Consider the following 15,254-nt stretch of genomic DNA (forward strand, 5'->3'; position numbering starts at 1 on the left):
AAATTCCCCTACACACATAGAGGTGAAAACGTGAGCAGATCTGCAAAACAAATGAAATCTGTCACCTAACCTTGGTTATGCGTCAGTTATGCGATTTTGTGATTAAAGTGATTTTGATGCAGCAGAAAACTCCGTGTCAGCAACCTGATTAGCCCTTAAAAAGCACGTGTTGAACTGGTGATTTTGCGCTTTCCACTGTCATTTTGAGTAAGATAAGAGATAATTAAAGCCCAACGTCGAGTAGTGAATGAAGGAGCCCTTGTGCTTAAAGCGATATTTTTTGATATGGACGAGACTTTATGTGGCACATCTCAAGCCGATAAAGTGGCAGGGCAAGAGTTTGCCGATTGGATTACTCAAACTTACCCTCAGGTCGCTGACTCCACAGCCTTCGTACAGCGCTACTTGCAAGGCGTATATAAGAAGTTAAACGACGAATTCCCTCAACTTATTGCTCTTCTACCTAATGAAAATGCGTTCCGCTGCGGTTTAATCCAAACCATCTTGGCAGAACAAGGTATCGAGATCGATGCAGAACAAGCCCAGCAGGCACAAAGCTTCTTCGATTCAGCTCGCATGGGTGCTTTTACGTTCTTCCCTGGCGTGAAGGAAATGCTGACTGAGCTACGTCAACACTACAAGTTGGTGGTAATCACTAACGGCCCTATCTTCTCGCAACATCCAAAGCTCAAAGCGACACAAATGAGTGAATGGGTGGATCACATCATCGTAGGTGGCGAAGAGCCTGAAGAGAAGCCTGCTGCAAGTATCTTCCACAAAGCACTCAACCTTGTTGACGCAAAACCAGAAGAAGTGATTCATATTGGTGACTCTCTACCAGCCGATATTGCGGGTGCCAACAACATGGGCATTCCGAGTGTGTGGGTTAACGAGGCAGGCACAGCAAACCCAACCGATATCAAGCCAAACTATGAAGTGAAAGAGACCATTGAGCTGAATGAAATTCTAAAAACGCTCGCTCAATAAAGCACTTAACTCAAGAAATACAAAGCCCCAGCCACCGTGCTGGGGTTTCTTTTATCAGCTCGAAAAGCATTTGGATCATGGGTGGTCAAAAGCTCCCAAAGCTGTACATTTTTGGTGGAATTGAAAGTGGCGTGAGAGTTTTTGAGGATGAGAAATGTAAAAAAGCCCCAGTCTTTCGACTGAGGCTTTAAATAGCGGTCGATGAAGAGCCATATTCTAACTTCAGGCGAACCCCACTTGGGTTCAAACCCATTGAAATACTGCCGACTCATCTAGCCCAAGCGAGATCATAAGCTCTAAAACGACGAAAGCCTGCTAAAAAGCAGGCTTTCTAATAGTGGTCGGTGAAGAGGGATTCGAACCCCCGACCCTCTGGTCCCAAACCAGATGCGCTACCAAGCTGCGCTATTCACCGAACTGTATTTGCTGATTCTCTCAAATCAGACAGGATACTTCAACTAAGAAGTCACCTTAAATTAATGGGGTGGCTAACGAGATTCGAACTCGCGACCACCGGAATCACAATCCAGGGCTCTACCAACTGAGCTATAGCCACCATCAATTTGTGTCGTTTACCGCTCTAGTATAGCCATAAACTAAATGATGGTCGGTGAAGAGGGATTCGAACCCCCGACCCTCTGGTCCCAAACCAGATGCGCTACCAAGCTGCGCTATTCACCGACGAATTTTGTTTCAACTCTTGGGATATTTGAATCAAAACTGGAAACTTCATTAATTAATGAGTTACCGAAATAATGGGGTGGCTAACGAGATTCGAACTCGCGACCACCGGAATCACAATCCAGGGCTCTACCAACTGAGCTATAGCCACCACTATTTTGTGCCGTTAATTTGTATTCCGGAATGGCACGCCCGAAAGGATTCGAACCTTCGACCTTTGGCTCCGGAGGCCAACGCTCTATCCAACTGAGCTACGGGCGCATGCCCCATCGGCGGAGAGGAATAATACGGATATCACACTATGCCGTCTAGTACTTTTTTTACTTTTTTTCTCGTTTGGTCTCTTTTTCGACAGTTATCTGCCTTTAAAGTGAATTTTTGATGTGATTCACGCCCTGTCATGGATAACTTGTTGTTTATTGCAACAAGTTATCGGGATATAATCACCCATTATTTACATTGATTTAACAGTCGCAACCTGATTGTTCAATCATTTTAGGTTGTTAGAAATGGTTTTCTGCATAGTATTCACGCCATGCAATAAAACTTTCTCCAACAGGCCTAAATACTCTAACTATATAAATAGGTAAGTCACTTACCTTTGGAATGTGAAGTGGGTTTAATGGATATGTCTCGACGAATGATTAGCGTTTTGTTCGCTGCCTTAACTTTTTCTACGGCAACTTTAGCTTCTGACATCAGCCAAACTGAATACGATGCGATCGCAGAACGCATCAAACCTGTCGGTGATGTTTATCTAGCAGGTGCAGAACCAGTAAAAGCAGAACCAACTGGTCCACGTGATGGCGCCGCGGTTTACGGTACTTTCTGTATTGCTTGTCACGCATCTGGCGTAAGTGGCGCACCAAAAACAGGTGATGCTGCGGATTGGGCACCACGTATTGCACAAGGCAAAGACGTGCTAACCAACCATGCGATCCAAGGCTTCAATGCAATGCCAGCAAAAGGTACGTGTATGGACTGTTCTGATGACGAAATCATCGCAGCCATCGACCACATGATTGAAGGTCTGTAATAAAGACACCAACGAAAAAGGCTTGCCACTTGGCAAGCCTTTTTGTTTTTAGCAAATTAGAACAACGCTGTCCTACTTCTTAAACATCGCTCGAATATTAGCGATGTGAGCTTGGCCTTTTGCCATGCGCTCTTCTGCCGATACTGGTTTTTTGTTTACTTCCCATTCAACGTCATCAAATGGCAGTTCATCTAAAAAACGACTTTGTGTCGGTTTGATCAATTCACCAAACTGGCGACGCTCTTTACACATCGTAAAGGTTAATTCTCTTTGAGCACGCGTAATTCCCACGTACATCAATCGACGCTCTTCTTCGACGTTATCTTCATCAATACTGGTTTGGTGCGGTAAAATTCCCTCTTCCGAACCAATCAAATATACATAAGGAAACTCGAGACCTTTCGATGCATGAAGCGTCATCAATTGAACGGCATCACTGTCTTCATCATCTTCTCCGCGTTCCATCATGTCTCGCAATGTTAAACGTTGAACGACTTCTTTGATGGTCTTCTCTTCTTGATCGTAGTTGTCACCTTCTAGGTCAGCCACAATCCAAGAGTAAAGGTCAGAAACGTTCTTCATGCGCATTTCTGCTGCTTTGGGACTTGCTGACGTTTCATATAACCAGTCTTCGTAATGGATATCACGCACAAGCGAGCGCACGGCCTCAACCGTATCACCACGCTCGGCTTGATCGGCAATCGCAACCAACCATTGAGTAAAGCGGCGTAGGTTCTCTAAACCACGACCAGTAAGGTGCTGCTCAAGCCCCATTTCAAAGCTGGCTTCAAATAAGCTTTTGCCACGCATGTTGGCATAGCTACCTAGCTTCTCTAGTGTGACCGGCCCGATCTCGCGACGCGGCGTATTCACAATACGTAGGAACGCATTGTCATCATCTGGGTTAACCAACACGCGCAGGTAAGCCATGATGTCTTTAATTTCAGCACGAGCGAAGAAAGATGTACCGCCAGACAACTTGTATGGCACACGGTTTTGCATCAAGGACTTTTCAATCAGGCGCGACTGATGGTTACCGCGGTATAAAATTGCGTAATCTTTATATTCAGTGCGGTTGAGGAACTTATGCGCAATCAACTCACCAGTAACACGTTCCGCTTCGTGCTCTTCATTCTTCGCCAACAACACTTTGAGCTTTTCACCGTCTGGAATTTCCGAGAACAGTGACTTCTCATACACGTGGGGGTTGTTAGCAATCAGAATGTTTGCTGCGCGCAGAATACGGCTGGTTGAACGGTAGTTCTGTTCCAGCTTAATCAAGCGTAAACTTGGGTAGTCTTCACCAAGCAACACTAAGTTTTGTGGTTTAGCACCACGCCATGAGTATATAGACTGGTCATCGTCGCCTACCACGGTCAAACGACCACGCTCACCGACAATCAACTTCACTAAGTCGTATTGGCTGGTGTTGGTATCTTGATATTCATCCACCAACAAGTAGCGAATGCGATTTTGCCAACGCTGACGCACTTCTTCGTTATTGCGCAGAAGTTGCACTGGCAAAGAAATCAGATCGTCGAAGTCGAGCGCGTTGTATGCCTTCATCTGCTTTTGGTACATCTCAAAACAGAACGCGAACAATTGCTGCTGCTCACCTTGAGCCAGCGCTTTTGCCTGTTCTGGTGTCAGCATATCGTTCTTCCAGTTTGAGATACTGCTTAATAGTTGACGTAATAAATCTTTATCGCCATCTAGCTGCTTTTCTGTCAGCTCTTTCAGTAGTGCAAGTTGGTCTTGATCATCAAAGAGGGAGAAGCCTGCTTTCAAGCCAAGATGCTTATACTCACGCTTGATGATGGTCAAACCTAAGGTGTGGAAGGTCGAAACCATCAAACCTTTTGATTCTGATTTACCTAACGTTTGACCGACGCGCTCTTTCATCTCACGCGCCGCTTTGTTGGTAAAAGTCACCGCAGCAATATTGCGTGCCTTGTAGCCACACTGCTGAACCAAATAAGCAATTTTATTGGTAATTACACGAGTTTTACCCGAACCAGCACCCGCTAATACCAAGCATGGGCCTGATACGTACTTAACGGCTTCGTCTTGTCTAGGGTTCAGCTTCATAAAAATTCTCTGCGGGTGGAAATAGTGGCGCCTATGATAAAGGGGTGACCGCGTGAAAGCTACGGAGATTTTCACGTAATTTTTACACAGACAGATGCAACATTTTGTTGCATACGTGGCCAGAGTTTAAGCTATAATGAATGAACGTTCATTCATTGGGTGGTGGCGTTATGTCCAATAACACTGCTGGAGATAAATACGGACAAATCATAGCAGCCGCCGAGCGCTTAATCGCTGAGTCAGGTTTTCATGGCCTTTCCATGCAAAAACTGGCTACAGAGGCAGGTGTCGCAGCTGGCACGATTTACCGATATTTCTCAGATAAAGAACATCTTTTGGAAGAGGTTCGCCTTACTGTAACTAAACGTATTGCGGACGCCGTTCAAGCGGATGTTCATGACGATATGCCCCTGAAAGAGCGTTACCGCACCATGTGGCTCAATATTTGGCACCTTGCTGGATCAAATTTAGACACCTTAAGTAATCGTGTCCAATATGAATCACTGCCCTGTGCAAATCGTAAAGGGACAAGGGAACTTGAAAGGCAAATGTTTGCCCAAGTAGATCGTCTTTTTAATCAAGGCAAAGCGGAAGGGGTATTCAAACCCCTCGATAACGAAATTCTGTCAGGGTTAAGTTTCGAAGCTAGTGTTGCGCTTGCGAGAAAACATGCTTTGGGATTTTATCAACTGGACGACGATGCGCTGGAAGCAGCCGTTGAAGCCAGTTGGGATGCAATTATTAAACACTAACTTGGAGTTCTTAATAGAATGAAAAAGTGGACTTTCTTTATGTTGCTTATCGCGGTTCTTCTGTTTGGAAGCGTGATAGGTTTCAACTTATTCAAGCAACAGAAAATTGCTGAATACATGGCGAATCGTCCGGAGCCAGAGTTCCCAGTTACCGTTACGAAAGTAGAAGCGGTAGATTGGGTTCCTGTCATCGAAGCGATTGGCTTTATCGAACCTAACCAAGGTGTCACGGTTGCAAACGAAACCAGCGGTGTGATTGATAAGATTTCTTTCGACTCTGGTACTCAAGTTGAAGAAGGCCAGCCTTTGGTTCTTCTAGACTCTGACGTTGAGAAAGCAAACCTAAAAAGCTCTCAAGCAAAACTGCCAGCAGCTCAAGCTAAGTACAAACGCTACCAAGGTCTTTTCAAGAAAGGCTCTATCTCTAAAGAAGCGTATGACGAAGCAGAAGCAAACTACTTCTCACTTAAAGCGGACATTGAAAGCCTAAAAGCAACCATCGACCGCCGTGAAATCAAAGCACCTTTTGCTGGTGTGGTTGGTATTCGTAACGTATATCTTGGTCAATACCTACAAGCAGGTACTGACATCGTACGCCTTGAAGATACAACAGTAATGCGTCTGCGCTTCACTGTGCCTCAAACTGATATATCTCGCATCAAACTAGACCAAGAAGTAGACATTTTTGTAGATGCTTACCCTGATAAGCCATTCAAAGGTTCTATCTCAGCAATTGAACCAGCGGTTAACGTTCAAAGTGGTTTGATTCAAGTTCAGGCAGACATTCCAAACAGCGACGGTAAACTTCGCAGTGGCATGTTCGCACGTGCAAACATCATTCTGCCTAAACTAGAGAAGCAAGTGACTCTGCCGCAAACTGCTATCACCTTTACCCTATACGGCGACAACGTGTACATCGTTACTGAAGAAGACGGTGAAAAACGCGTTCAGCAACACGTTGTAAAAGTGGGTGAGCGCACTAAAGACATCGCGCATATTCTAGATGGCGTGAAACCAGGTGACGTCGTGGTAACGTCGGGTCAAATCCGTCTAAGTAACCACGCGAAAGTGACCATCGTTGAAGATTCGGCACTAACACCACCTGCTGAAACACCAATGCTTTAATTGGAGGCATCATGCGCTTTACCGATGTTTTTATTAAACGTCCAGTTTTAGCGGTATCGATCAGCTTTTTGATTGCGTTGCTTGGTTTACAAGCCGTATTCAAGATGCAAGTTCGTGAATACCCTGAAATGACAAATACGGTGGTTACGGTAACCACCAGTTATTACGGTGCAAGTGCCGACTTAATCCAAGGTTTTATTACTCAACCTTTGGAACAAGCCGTCGCGCAGGCCGATAATATCGATTATATGACTTCATCCTCTGTGCTTGGTACCTCTACCATCACTGTGAACATGAAGTTGAACACTGACCCAAATGCAGCGCTGTCTGACATTCTGGCGAAAACCAACTCGGTTCGTTCGCAGCTTCCAAAAGAAGCGGAAGACCCAACGGTAACCATGTCGACAGGTTCGACAACGGCAGTACTGTATATTGGTTTCACCAGTGATGAGCTGTCTTCAAGCCAGATCACTGACTACCTTGAGCGTGTAGTCAACCCGCAGCTATTCACGGTAAACGGTGTGTCCAAAGTTGACCTATATGGTGGTATGAAATACGCACTACGCGTATGGCTAGATCCAGCGAAAATGGGCGCACTTAAGCTGACTGCGACCGACGTGATGACCGTGCTAAATGCCAACAACTATCAGTCGGCAACCGGTCAGGCTACGGGTGAATTCGTACTTTACAACGGTAGTGCGGATACTCAGGTATCCAACGTTGCTGAACTCGAAGCCTTGGTTGTTAAAACCGGTGAAGGTGACGTAATTCGTCTTGGCGACATTGCAAAAGTGACCCTAGAGAAGAGCCACGATACTTACCGAGCGAGTGCAAACGGTCAGGAAGCAGTAGTTGCTGCGATTAACGCAGCGCCAAGTGCTAACCCTATCAACATTTCTGCTGATGTCTTGAAGTTGTTACCTCAACTAGAGCGCAACTTGCCAAGCAACATCAAAATGAACGTGATGTATGACTCAACTATCGCAATCAACGAATCCATTCACGAAGTTGTGAAAACGATTCTTGAAGCGGCAGTCATCGTACTTGTTGTTATCACTTTATTCCTAGGTTCATTCCGTGCGGTAGTCATCCCTATCGTTACTATCCCACTATCATTGATTGGTGTTGCGATGGTAATGCAAGCGATGGGCTTCTCTTGGAACTTGATGACACTGCTGGCCATGGTACTCGCCATCGGTCTGGTGGTGGATGACGCGATCGTTGTTCTTGAGAACGTCGACCGTCACATCAAAGAAGGGGAATCGCCGTTCCGTGCAGCGATCATTGGTACACGTGAAATTGCCGTACCGGTAATCGCAATGACACTAACACTAGGTGCAGTATACGCGCCAATCGCACTGATGGGCGGTATCACGGGATCGCTATTTAAAGAGTTCGCGTTGACTCTAGCAGGTGCAGTATTTGTGTCAGGTATCATCGCACTGACTCTGTCGCCAATGATGTGTTCGAAAATGCTGAAGGCAAATGAAGAGCCAAGTAAGTTTGAGCAAAAAGTTCACCACGTTCTGGATGGTATGACCAACCGCTACGAGAAGATGCTAACCGCAGTTATGGCACATCGTCCGGTTATCATTGCTTTTGCGATCATCGTGTTCGCGAGTCTACCGATCTTGTTTAAGTTCATTCCGAGTGAATTGGCTCCTTCAGAAGATAAAGGCGTTGTAGTACTGATGGGTACAGCACCATCGAACGCGAACCTGGACTACATCCAAAACACCATGAATGACGTAAACAAGATTCTGTCTGATCAGCCAGAAGTTGAATACGCTCAGGTGTTTAACGGTGTACCTAACTCAAACCAAGCGTTCGGTCTAGCGACTCTAAAACCTTGGAGTGAGCGTGAAGCAAGCCAAGCAGAGATTACCAAACGTGTCGGTGAATTGGTTTCTCATGTACCAGGCATGTCAGTGACGGCATTCCAGATGCCAGAACTTCCTGGAGCAGGTTCAGGTCTGCCAATTCAGTTCGTTATCACGACACCAAACAGCTTTGAAAGCTTGTTCACTATCGCCAGTGATATCCTAACGGATGTATCAACCAGCCCAATGTTCGTCTACTCGGACCTGGATCTAAACTACGATTCAGCAACGATGAAGATCAGCATCGATAAAGACAAAGCTGGTGCATACGGTGTGACCATGCAAGACATTGGTGTAACGCTAAGTACCATGATGGCGGACGGTTACGTAAACCGTATCGACCTAAATGGTCGTTCATACGAGGTTATCCCTCAAGTTGAGCGTAAGTGGCGTCTAAACCCAGAGTCGATGAAGAACTACTACGTGCGTTCAGTTGATGGCAAAGCTGTACCACTTGGCAGCTTGATCACCATTGATGTTGTAGCAGAGCCTCGCTCACTACCTCACTTCAACCAGTTAAACTCAGCAACTGTTGGAGCAGTACCTTCACCTGGCGTTGCAATGGGTGATGCAATTAACTGGTTCGAAGACGTGGCACAAAACAAACTGCCATCAGGCTACAACCATGACTACATGGGTGAAGCACGTCAGTTCGTAACTGAAGGTAGCGCACTATACGCAACGTTCGGTTTGGCATTGGCGATCATCTTCCTAGTACTGGCGATCCAGTTTGAATCTATCCGCGATCCAATCGTAATCATGGTATCGGTACCGCTAGCAGTATGTGGTGCGTTGATTGCTCTGGCGTGGGGGACGGCATCGATGAACATCTACTCTCAGGTGGGTTTGATCACCCTGGTAGGTCTGATTACCAAGCACGGTATCTTGATTTGTGAGGTAGCGAAAGAAGAGCAGCTGCACAACAAGCTGTCTCGCATCGATGCGGTAATGGAAGCGGCGAAAGTTCGTCTTCGTCCAATCTTAATGACAACGGCGGCAATGATTGCAGGTCTGATCCCATTAATGTACGCAACGGGGGCAGGTGCGGCTCAGCGTTTCAGTATCGGTATCGTAATCGTTGCGGGTCTAGCGATTGGTACGCTGTTTACGCTATTCGTACTACCTGTGATTTACAGCTACCTTGCCGAGAAACACAAACCGCTACCAGTGTTTGTTGAAGACAAAGACTTGGAAAAGCTAGCACGAGTAGATGAAGCAAAAGCGGCTCATCGTGAATTAGCTGATAACAAGTAAGCATAAAGCACTAAGAAAAAGGTCACTTCGGTGACCTTTTTTATTACCGCTCTCTTTTTTGCCATCTAAATGGCGACTTTCACGTATCAATTACATAGAATGTGGGTAAATCAAAAGGAGTTTTAGCCACTATGTTTGACCCAAAGAAATTAGAGCAAATCGCTAAACAAATTCACGAATCAATGCCACAGCCAGTAAAAGAGCTAGGCGCAGATGTTGATCAAAAAGTTCGCCAAGTAATCCAAGGTCAGCTAAACAAGCTAGACGTGGTTAGCCGCGAAGAATTCGACGTACAAACTCAAGTTCTACTTCGCACTCGTCAAAAGCTGACAGAAATGGAAAAGAAATTAGCTGAGCTTGAAGAAAAGCTAGCGGATAAATAATAAAAAGCGCTTCCATTGGAAGCGTTTTTTATTATTACTGCTTTGCTTGCAGAGCCTGCAAAGAGGCTTGCTTAAAGCCGATAGCAGAAACGGTATAGGTATAATCGTCCATCACCGTCTGCTCTACTATATTGATGCTACCAACCTTCACTTCTCTATTGCCGATAAAGTGGCCATTCAGAAAGTTCTTACCTGCAACACTTGCTGGTGAGTATTGGGAGAAACCGTCTTGGCACACACCTTTCATCTCAATAAACTGGCCATTAACGGCAATATCTCGATTAGGTAAAGGGCGTTCATCAGACCCCGATTCATCTTCACCATTACAACGATGCCCGCGATCAACAAAGTACAAGATAAAGTCACCATCAAAGCGTACGGTTAGGTAACCATAATCGTGTTCATCAGCAGATATGTCCTTAGACGCAACTTGAGCACCAGAGCCTTCTACAAATTGCCACTGTTGTGTATCAAATTGACTCTTATCTAACTCAGGTAGTGGACGCCCCATAGCGAGGGTCGACGCAGATGTCAGACTAATAACTGCACCGACAATATACTTATTCATTGTTAGCGTTACCTTACTGTTTTATTACCTTCCATATCTAAACATACTCACTGAGCAATTTGAGATCCACTTGTAGGACACCTACAAAGTCTTGACCAAGCTTTCACTAACTTTACTTCACACAAACAAAAAGGCTTGGTCAACGGCGACCAAGCCTTTTAATTAGATGTTGTGTTTTATTTTGTATTTATTGACCCCAGTCTATCTGGAGTCCTTTGCTAACCTAGGTTAGTGAATTACGCAGTATTAAGGTTTCGTTTCTAGGAGAAGGCGCGGAGTTTACGATAGAGTAAATGAGCACATTCGACACTGAAATGGGACCTTAAGGCAAATAATTAACCGCCTACAGCAATGTTTTTCATATCTGTCATGTAACCACGTAGCTCTTCACCAATGTATTCTACTGGGTGATTACGGATTGCTTCATTTACAGCGATTAGCGTTGCGTTATCCACTTGGTTAGAAGTCTCACCTAGGCCTTTACCAATAACATCAATTGACACTGAAGGCATGAATTTCTCACGTAATAGTGGCGTTGCTACGTTTGCAAATAGGTAGTTACCGTATTCTGCTGTATCTGAGATAACCACGTTCATTTCGTATAGACGTTTACGTGCAACAGTATTTGCGATTAATGGCAGCTCGTGTAGTGATTCGTAGTATGCAGACTCATCGATGATGCCTGACGCAGTCATTGCTTCAAATGCTAGCTCAACACCTGCTCGAACCATTGCAACTAGAAGAATGCCATTATCGAAGTACTCTTGCTCAGAAATTTCAACGTCACCTGCTGGGTAGTTTTCAAATGCCGTTTCACCCGTTTCTGCACGCCAGCCCAGTAGGTTTGCATCGTCATTTACCCAATCAGCCATCATAGTGCTAGAGAAGTGACCAGTGATGATGTCATCCATGTGCTTGTTGTAAAGTGGACGCATCAACTCTTTTAGCTCTTCAGAAAGCTCAAATGCTTTGATTTTCGCCGGGTTTGATAGGCGATCCATCATATGCGTGATGCCACCAAACTTAAGTGCTTCAGTAATGGTTTCCCAACCGTATTGTAGCAACTTACCTGCGTAGCTTGGGTCAATACCTTCTGCAACCATCTTCTCGTAAGAAACGATAGAACCTGCTTGTAGCATGCCACATAGGATAGTTTGCTCACCCATTAGGTCAGATTTCACTTCCGCTACGAATGAAGACTCAAGACAGCCTGCACGATGACCACCAGTACCAGCAGCCCATGCTTTCGCAATATCCCAACCTTCCCCCTTAGGGTCATTCTCTGGGTGAACTGCGATCAGCGTTGGTACACCAAAGCCACGTTTATATTCTTCGCGAACCTCAGTACCTGGACACTTAGGTGCAACCATAACTACCGTTAGGTCTTTACGGATTTGCATACCTTCTTCAACAACGTTGAAGCCATGTGAGTAACCTAGTGCTGCGCCTTCTTTCATTAGCGGCATTACCGTCTCAACTACGTTTGTATGCTGCTTATCTGGGGTAAGGTTAACAACCAAGTCAGCTTGAGGAATTAGCGTTTCGTATCTGCCTACTTCAAAACCGTTGTCTTTTGCGTTTTTGAACGACTGGCGTTGCTCATCGATCGCAGCTTGGCGAAGCGCGTAAGCGACGTCTAGGCCAGAGTCACGCATGTTCAAACCTTGGTTAAGGCCTTGAGCACCACAACCTACGATGACCACTTTCTTACCTTTTAGGTAATCTGCTTCTGATGCAAATTCTTCGCGGTCCATAAATCGACAACGACCAAGTTGGTCCAATTGCTCACGCAAGTTTAGGGTATTGAAATAGTTAGCCATTTGGGTGCTCCTTAACATTCTTCCATAGAGGTCGGTATTTGTGTTACCGAATGAGTTCATACTAAAACAGACATTCTGTTGCTTAAAGTGATATATTCACAATTAGTTATTGCAATAAATGCAACATAGAAGTGAAGTTTTAATGAATATCAAAAACCTGCAACTTTTCATTCACCTTTGTGATAGTAAAAGCTTTGCAAAGACAGCAGCAGCAATGCACATCAGCCCTTCAGCATTAAGTAGACAGATTCAAAAACTGGAAGAAGAGACACACCAACAGCTTTTCTTACGCGATAACCGTAGTGTTGAATTGACCGCTCATGGGAAGAAGCTCTTACCCGTAGCCTTAAAGATTCTTGGGGAATGGCAGCAGTACCAAAGCTATATCAAAGGCACTGAAGATGATTTAAAAGGGGAGATTCGTCTATTTTGCTCAGTAACAGCAAGCTACAGCCATCTTCCTGAACTTATTTCAGAGTTTCGCCTTCAACATCCATTTATTGAATTCAAACTATCTACAGGCGATCCAGCTCAAGCCATTGATAAAATATTGGCTGATGAAGCAGATATCGCGATATCTGCAAAGCCAGACCAATTACCAGCTAAAGTTGCCTTCGAACCAATAAGCGAAATCCCCTTATCAGTCATTGCCCCGGTTGGTGTCAGCACTTTTGCAGAAGAGCTACAAAAAGATCGTCCAAATTGGCCTTCAATTCCATTTATTCTTCCGGAAGCAGGAACAGCAAGAGAAAGAGCTAATGTTTGGTTTAAGCAAATGAAGATAAAACCAAACATCTATGCTCAAGTAGCTGGCCATGAAGCGATAGTTAGCATGGTGGCATTAGGTTGTGGTGTCGGTATCGCACCGGATGTGGTAATCAACAACAGCCCTGTCAGGGAGAAGATAAATCGACTTAAAGTTCTTCCTATCAAACCATTTGAACTAGGAGTCTGCTGTACCAAAAGCCAGTTAGAGAATCCACTAGTGAAAGCATTCTGGGAGGTGGCTGAAAGCAAATACATCTCCTTATAGAACTTAAGTAGGAATCCAGAGCCCGTAATGCAAGTGATGGACTTTTTATTTACATGGCTCACTAAACACAACATTGAGCAACACTTAGGAGCAGACGTCACAACTCATATAACTAAAGCAGTGTAAGCAAAGCAGTTAGAACAAGTGAGCACTTATACCAATCTAAGTAAGAATATGATCTCATTAGCTTTATAACTTCTTGTTCGAGAATACTAGGGATAGCTTCAGTAACATCAACTTTAAAAAGCTCGCTAGCCAGCAAAAGTCTATTCAGATGAAGATGCGTCTACTCACTCTAGCACACTTTAAAGAAGGACAATCTCGAACACAGATTGCCAAGTACTTAAAGGTAAGTCGCACTAGCGTAAATAAATGGGTTCAGACCTTTCTGGAGGAAGGACTTGAAGGCTTACAAGAAAAACCAAGAACAGGAAGACCTACGTCTCTTACCCCAAAACAACGTGAACAGTTAAGCCAATATATTAAGAGGCGAGCTTCCGAACCTTCTGGAGGAAGATTAACTGGTAGTGACATTCACGCCTACATCATCAAAGAGTTTGGCAAGCATTACCACCCAGATTCTATCTATTACTTGCTCAATCGTATGGGCTTTTCTTGGATAACATCACGCTCCAAACACCCTTCTCAATCTCAACAGCTCCAAGACGATTTTAAAAAAATTCAAAACTGAAACGATCACATAAGCCTTGAGGCGGTCGACGTCTGGTTTCAAGATGAAGCGAGATTTGGGCAACAAAATACAACGACTCGCTTATGGGCATAGCGTGGCACAAGACCCCGAGCGGTGAAGCAACAGCAATTTGAGTATGCTTACTTATTCGGTTCTGTCTGTCCAAGAAGAGGAATAGGAGAAGCCATCGTCGTACCTTGGGTAAATAAAGAAATTATGATCCAGCACCTTAATCAAATCTCTCAAGTAACAGATGCTGTCGTGATCATGGATGGTGCTGGATGGCATACAGATGACATTGCCGAGCAATTTAACAATGTGAGTATCATCAAGCTCCCACCCTATTCACCAGAGTTGAACCCAATAGAACAAGTATGGAGTTGGCTACGACAACACTATTTAGCGAACCAGACCTTTACGAACTACAACGATATTGTAGACAAGGTGTGCAGCGCATGGGATCGATTCTTGGAAAGTACTGATAGGATGACAGATATGTGCAGAAGAGAATGGATTAATCTGACCAGTTAATTTTCCAGATTGGTATTAGTAAATCCCTATCATTTCACAGCTCGTGCTGAAATGAAAAAAGCCTCGCTATTTCTAGCGAGGCTTCTTAATAGTGGCGGAGAGATAGGGATTTGAACCCTAGGTACGCTATTAACGTACGCCGGTTTTCAAGACCGGTGCTTTCAACCACTCAGCCATCTCTCCACAAATTGTCCTAAAACTTAGTCTTACTCAAATAATGCTACGTTTTAGTTTTGCTTTTAGATTTACCTAAAAGCGATGTTTAAAGCCTGGCGATGTCCTACTCTCACATGGGGAAACCCCACACTACCATCGGCGCTAATTCGTTTCACTTCTGAGTTCGGAATGGAAGTCAGGTGGGTCCAAATCGCTATGGTCGCCAAGCAAATTCTTTAATTCGGAAAGCTGTTTCTAAGTTCTTACAC

The 15,254-nt window shown here is 44.7% G+C and carries 10 protein-coding genes, 6 tRNA genes, 1 rRNA gene and 1 pseudogene; 8 read left to right on the forward strand and 10 right to left on the reverse strand.

Annotation, left to right across the window (positions count from 1 at the left end; all coding sequences use genetic code 11):
• Positions 1-261: 261 nt before the first annotated feature.
• Positions 262-987, forward strand: a complete 726-nt coding sequence (locus C1S74_RS10490) for an HAD family hydrolase (RefSeq protein ID WP_045399555.1) — start codon at positions 262-264, stop codon at positions 985-987.
• Positions 988-1,325: 338 nt separating this feature from the next.
• On the opposite strand, the gene C1S74_RS10500 is transcribed toward C1S74_RS10490, so the two are convergent.
• The 5 genes from C1S74_RS10500 to C1S74_RS10520 form a co-directional block, all read right to left on the reverse strand.
• A tRNA-Pro gene (locus tag C1S74_RS10500) sits at positions 1,326-1,402 on the reverse strand.
• A 65-nt stretch (positions 1,403-1,467) separates the two neighbouring features.
• Positions 1,468-1,543 (reverse strand) — tRNA-His (locus C1S74_RS10505).
• 48 nt (positions 1,544-1,591) lie between these two features.
• A tRNA-Pro gene (locus tag C1S74_RS10510) sits at positions 1,592-1,668 on the reverse strand.
• Positions 1,669-1,743: 75 nt separating this feature from the next.
• A tRNA-His gene (locus C1S74_RS10515) sits at positions 1,744-1,819 on the reverse strand.
• 33 nt (positions 1,820-1,852) lie between these two features.
• A tRNA-Arg gene (locus C1S74_RS10520) sits at positions 1,853-1,929 on the reverse strand.
• Positions 1,930-2,290: 361 nt separating this feature from the next.
• On the opposite strand from C1S74_RS10520, the gene C1S74_RS10525 reads away from it, so the two are divergent.
• Positions 2,291-2,704 (forward strand): c-type cytochrome, encoded by a 414-nt coding sequence (locus C1S74_RS10525; RefSeq protein ID WP_045402812.1) that lies wholly within the window; start codon positions 2,291-2,293, stop codon positions 2,702-2,704.
• Between the two features lie 72 nt (positions 2,705-2,776).
• Here C1S74_RS10525 and rep read toward each other — a convergent pair whose 3' ends face one another.
• Complete coding sequence (rep, locus tag C1S74_RS10530) at positions 2,777-4,792, reverse strand: DNA helicase Rep (protein WP_045402810.1); 2,016 nt, start codon at positions 4,790-4,792, stop codon at positions 2,777-2,779.
• Between the two features lie 170 nt (positions 4,793-4,962).
• Here rep and C1S74_RS10535 point away from each other — a divergent pair, with 170 nt between their 5' ends.
• The 4 genes from C1S74_RS10535 (at position 4,963) to ubiK (ending at position 10,186) form a co-directional block, all read left to right on the forward strand.
• Positions 4,963-5,544 (forward strand): TetR/AcrR family transcriptional regulator, encoded by a 582-nt coding sequence (locus tag C1S74_RS10535; protein ID WP_045402808.1) that lies wholly within the window; start codon positions 4,963-4,965, stop codon positions 5,542-5,544.
• An 18-nt stretch (positions 5,545-5,562) separates the two neighbouring features.
• Positions 5,563-6,669: a multidrug efflux RND transporter periplasmic adaptor subunit VmeC gene (gene vmeC / locus C1S74_RS10540; RefSeq protein ID WP_045402806.1), complete on the forward strand. Its 1,107-nt coding sequence runs from the start codon at positions 5,563-5,565 to the stop codon at positions 6,667-6,669.
• An 11-nt stretch (positions 6,670-6,680) separates the two neighbouring features.
• Positions 6,681-9,803, forward strand: a complete 3,123-nt coding sequence (vmeD, locus tag C1S74_RS10545; protein WP_045402805.1) for a multidrug efflux RND transporter permease subunit VmeD — start codon at positions 6,681-6,683, stop codon at positions 9,801-9,803.
• A gap of 131 nt (positions 9,804-9,934) precedes the next feature.
• On the forward strand, positions 9,935-10,186 hold the full coding sequence (gene ubiK / locus C1S74_RS10555; protein WP_005427244.1) for a ubiquinone biosynthesis accessory factor UbiK: 252 nt from the start codon (positions 9,935-9,937) through the stop codon (positions 10,184-10,186).
• A gap of 34 nt (positions 10,187-10,220) precedes the next feature.
• Here ubiK and C1S74_RS10560 read toward each other — a convergent pair whose 3' ends face one another.
• Both C1S74_RS10560 and ilvC read right to left on the reverse strand, forming a co-directional pair.
• Positions 10,221-10,754: a hypothetical protein gene (locus tag C1S74_RS10560; protein ID WP_045402803.1), complete on the reverse strand. Its 534-nt coding sequence runs from the start codon at positions 10,752-10,754 to the stop codon at positions 10,221-10,223.
• A gap of 335 nt (positions 10,755-11,089) precedes the next feature.
• Positions 11,090-12,574 carry a ketol-acid reductoisomerase gene (gene ilvC / locus C1S74_RS10565; RefSeq protein WP_045402800.1) on the reverse strand — a complete coding sequence of 495 codons (1,485 nt, stop codon included), beginning with the start codon at positions 12,572-12,574 and terminating at the stop codon, positions 11,090-11,092.
• Positions 12,575-12,716: 142 nt separating this feature from the next.
• On the opposite strand from ilvC, the gene ilvY reads away from it, so the two are divergent.
• Both ilvY and C1S74_RS10575 read left to right on the forward strand, forming a co-directional pair.
• On the forward strand, positions 12,717-13,607 hold the full coding sequence (gene ilvY / locus C1S74_RS10570) for an HTH-type transcriptional activator IlvY (RefSeq protein WP_045402797.1): 891 nt from the start codon (positions 12,717-12,719) through the stop codon (positions 13,605-13,607).
• Between the two features lie 274 nt (positions 13,608-13,881).
• Positions 13,882-14,829 (forward strand): annotated as a pseudogene (locus tag C1S74_RS10575) (IS630 family transposase).
• Between the two features lie 92 nt (positions 14,830-14,921).
• Here C1S74_RS10575 and C1S74_RS10580 read toward each other — a convergent pair.
• Positions 14,922-15,012: transfer RNA gene (locus C1S74_RS10580), tRNA-Ser, on the reverse strand.
• Positions 15,013-15,096: 84 nt separating this feature from the next.
• Positions 15,097-15,213, reverse strand: a 5S ribosomal RNA gene (rrf, locus tag C1S74_RS10585).
• Positions 15,214-15,254 lie beyond the last annotated feature (41 nt).

This window comes from Vibrio hyugaensis (assembly GCF_002906655.1).
GTDB classification, from domain to species: domain Bacteria; phylum Pseudomonadota; class Gammaproteobacteria; order Enterobacterales; family Vibrionaceae; genus Vibrio; species Vibrio hyugaensis.

Excerpts from the sequence above, each read along its gene's own strand:
- C1S74_RS10525 (WP_045402812.1), top strand. The coding sequence starts at position 2,291 with ATGGATATGTCTCGACGAATGATTAGCGTTTTGTTCGCTGCCTTAACT.
- rep (WP_045402810.1), bottom strand. The coding sequence starts at position 4,792 with ATGAAGCTGAACCCTAGACAAGACGAAGCCGTTAAGTACGTATCAGGC.
- C1S74_RS10535 (WP_045402808.1), top strand. The coding sequence starts at position 4,963 with ATGTCCAATAACACTGCTGGAGATAAATACGGACAAATCATAGCAGCC.
- vmeC (WP_045402806.1), top strand. The coding sequence starts at position 5,563 with ATGAAAAAGTGGACTTTCTTTATGTTGCTTATCGCGGTTCTTCTGTTT.
- vmeD (WP_045402805.1), top strand. The coding sequence starts at position 6,681 with ATGCGCTTTACCGATGTTTTTATTAAACGTCCAGTTTTAGCGGTATCG.
- ubiK (WP_005427244.1), top strand. The coding sequence starts at position 9,935 with ATGTTTGACCCAAAGAAATTAGAGCAAATCGCTAAACAAATTCACGAA.
- C1S74_RS10560 (WP_045402803.1), bottom strand. The coding sequence starts at position 10,754 with ATGAATAAGTATATTGTCGGTGCAGTTATTAGTCTGACATCTGCGTCG.
- ilvC (WP_045402800.1), bottom strand. The coding sequence starts at position 12,574 with ATGGCTAACTATTTCAATACCCTAAACTTGCGTGAGCAATTGGACCAA.
- ilvY (WP_045402797.1), top strand. The coding sequence starts at position 12,717 with ATGAATATCAAAAACCTGCAACTTTTCATTCACCTTTGTGATAGTAAA.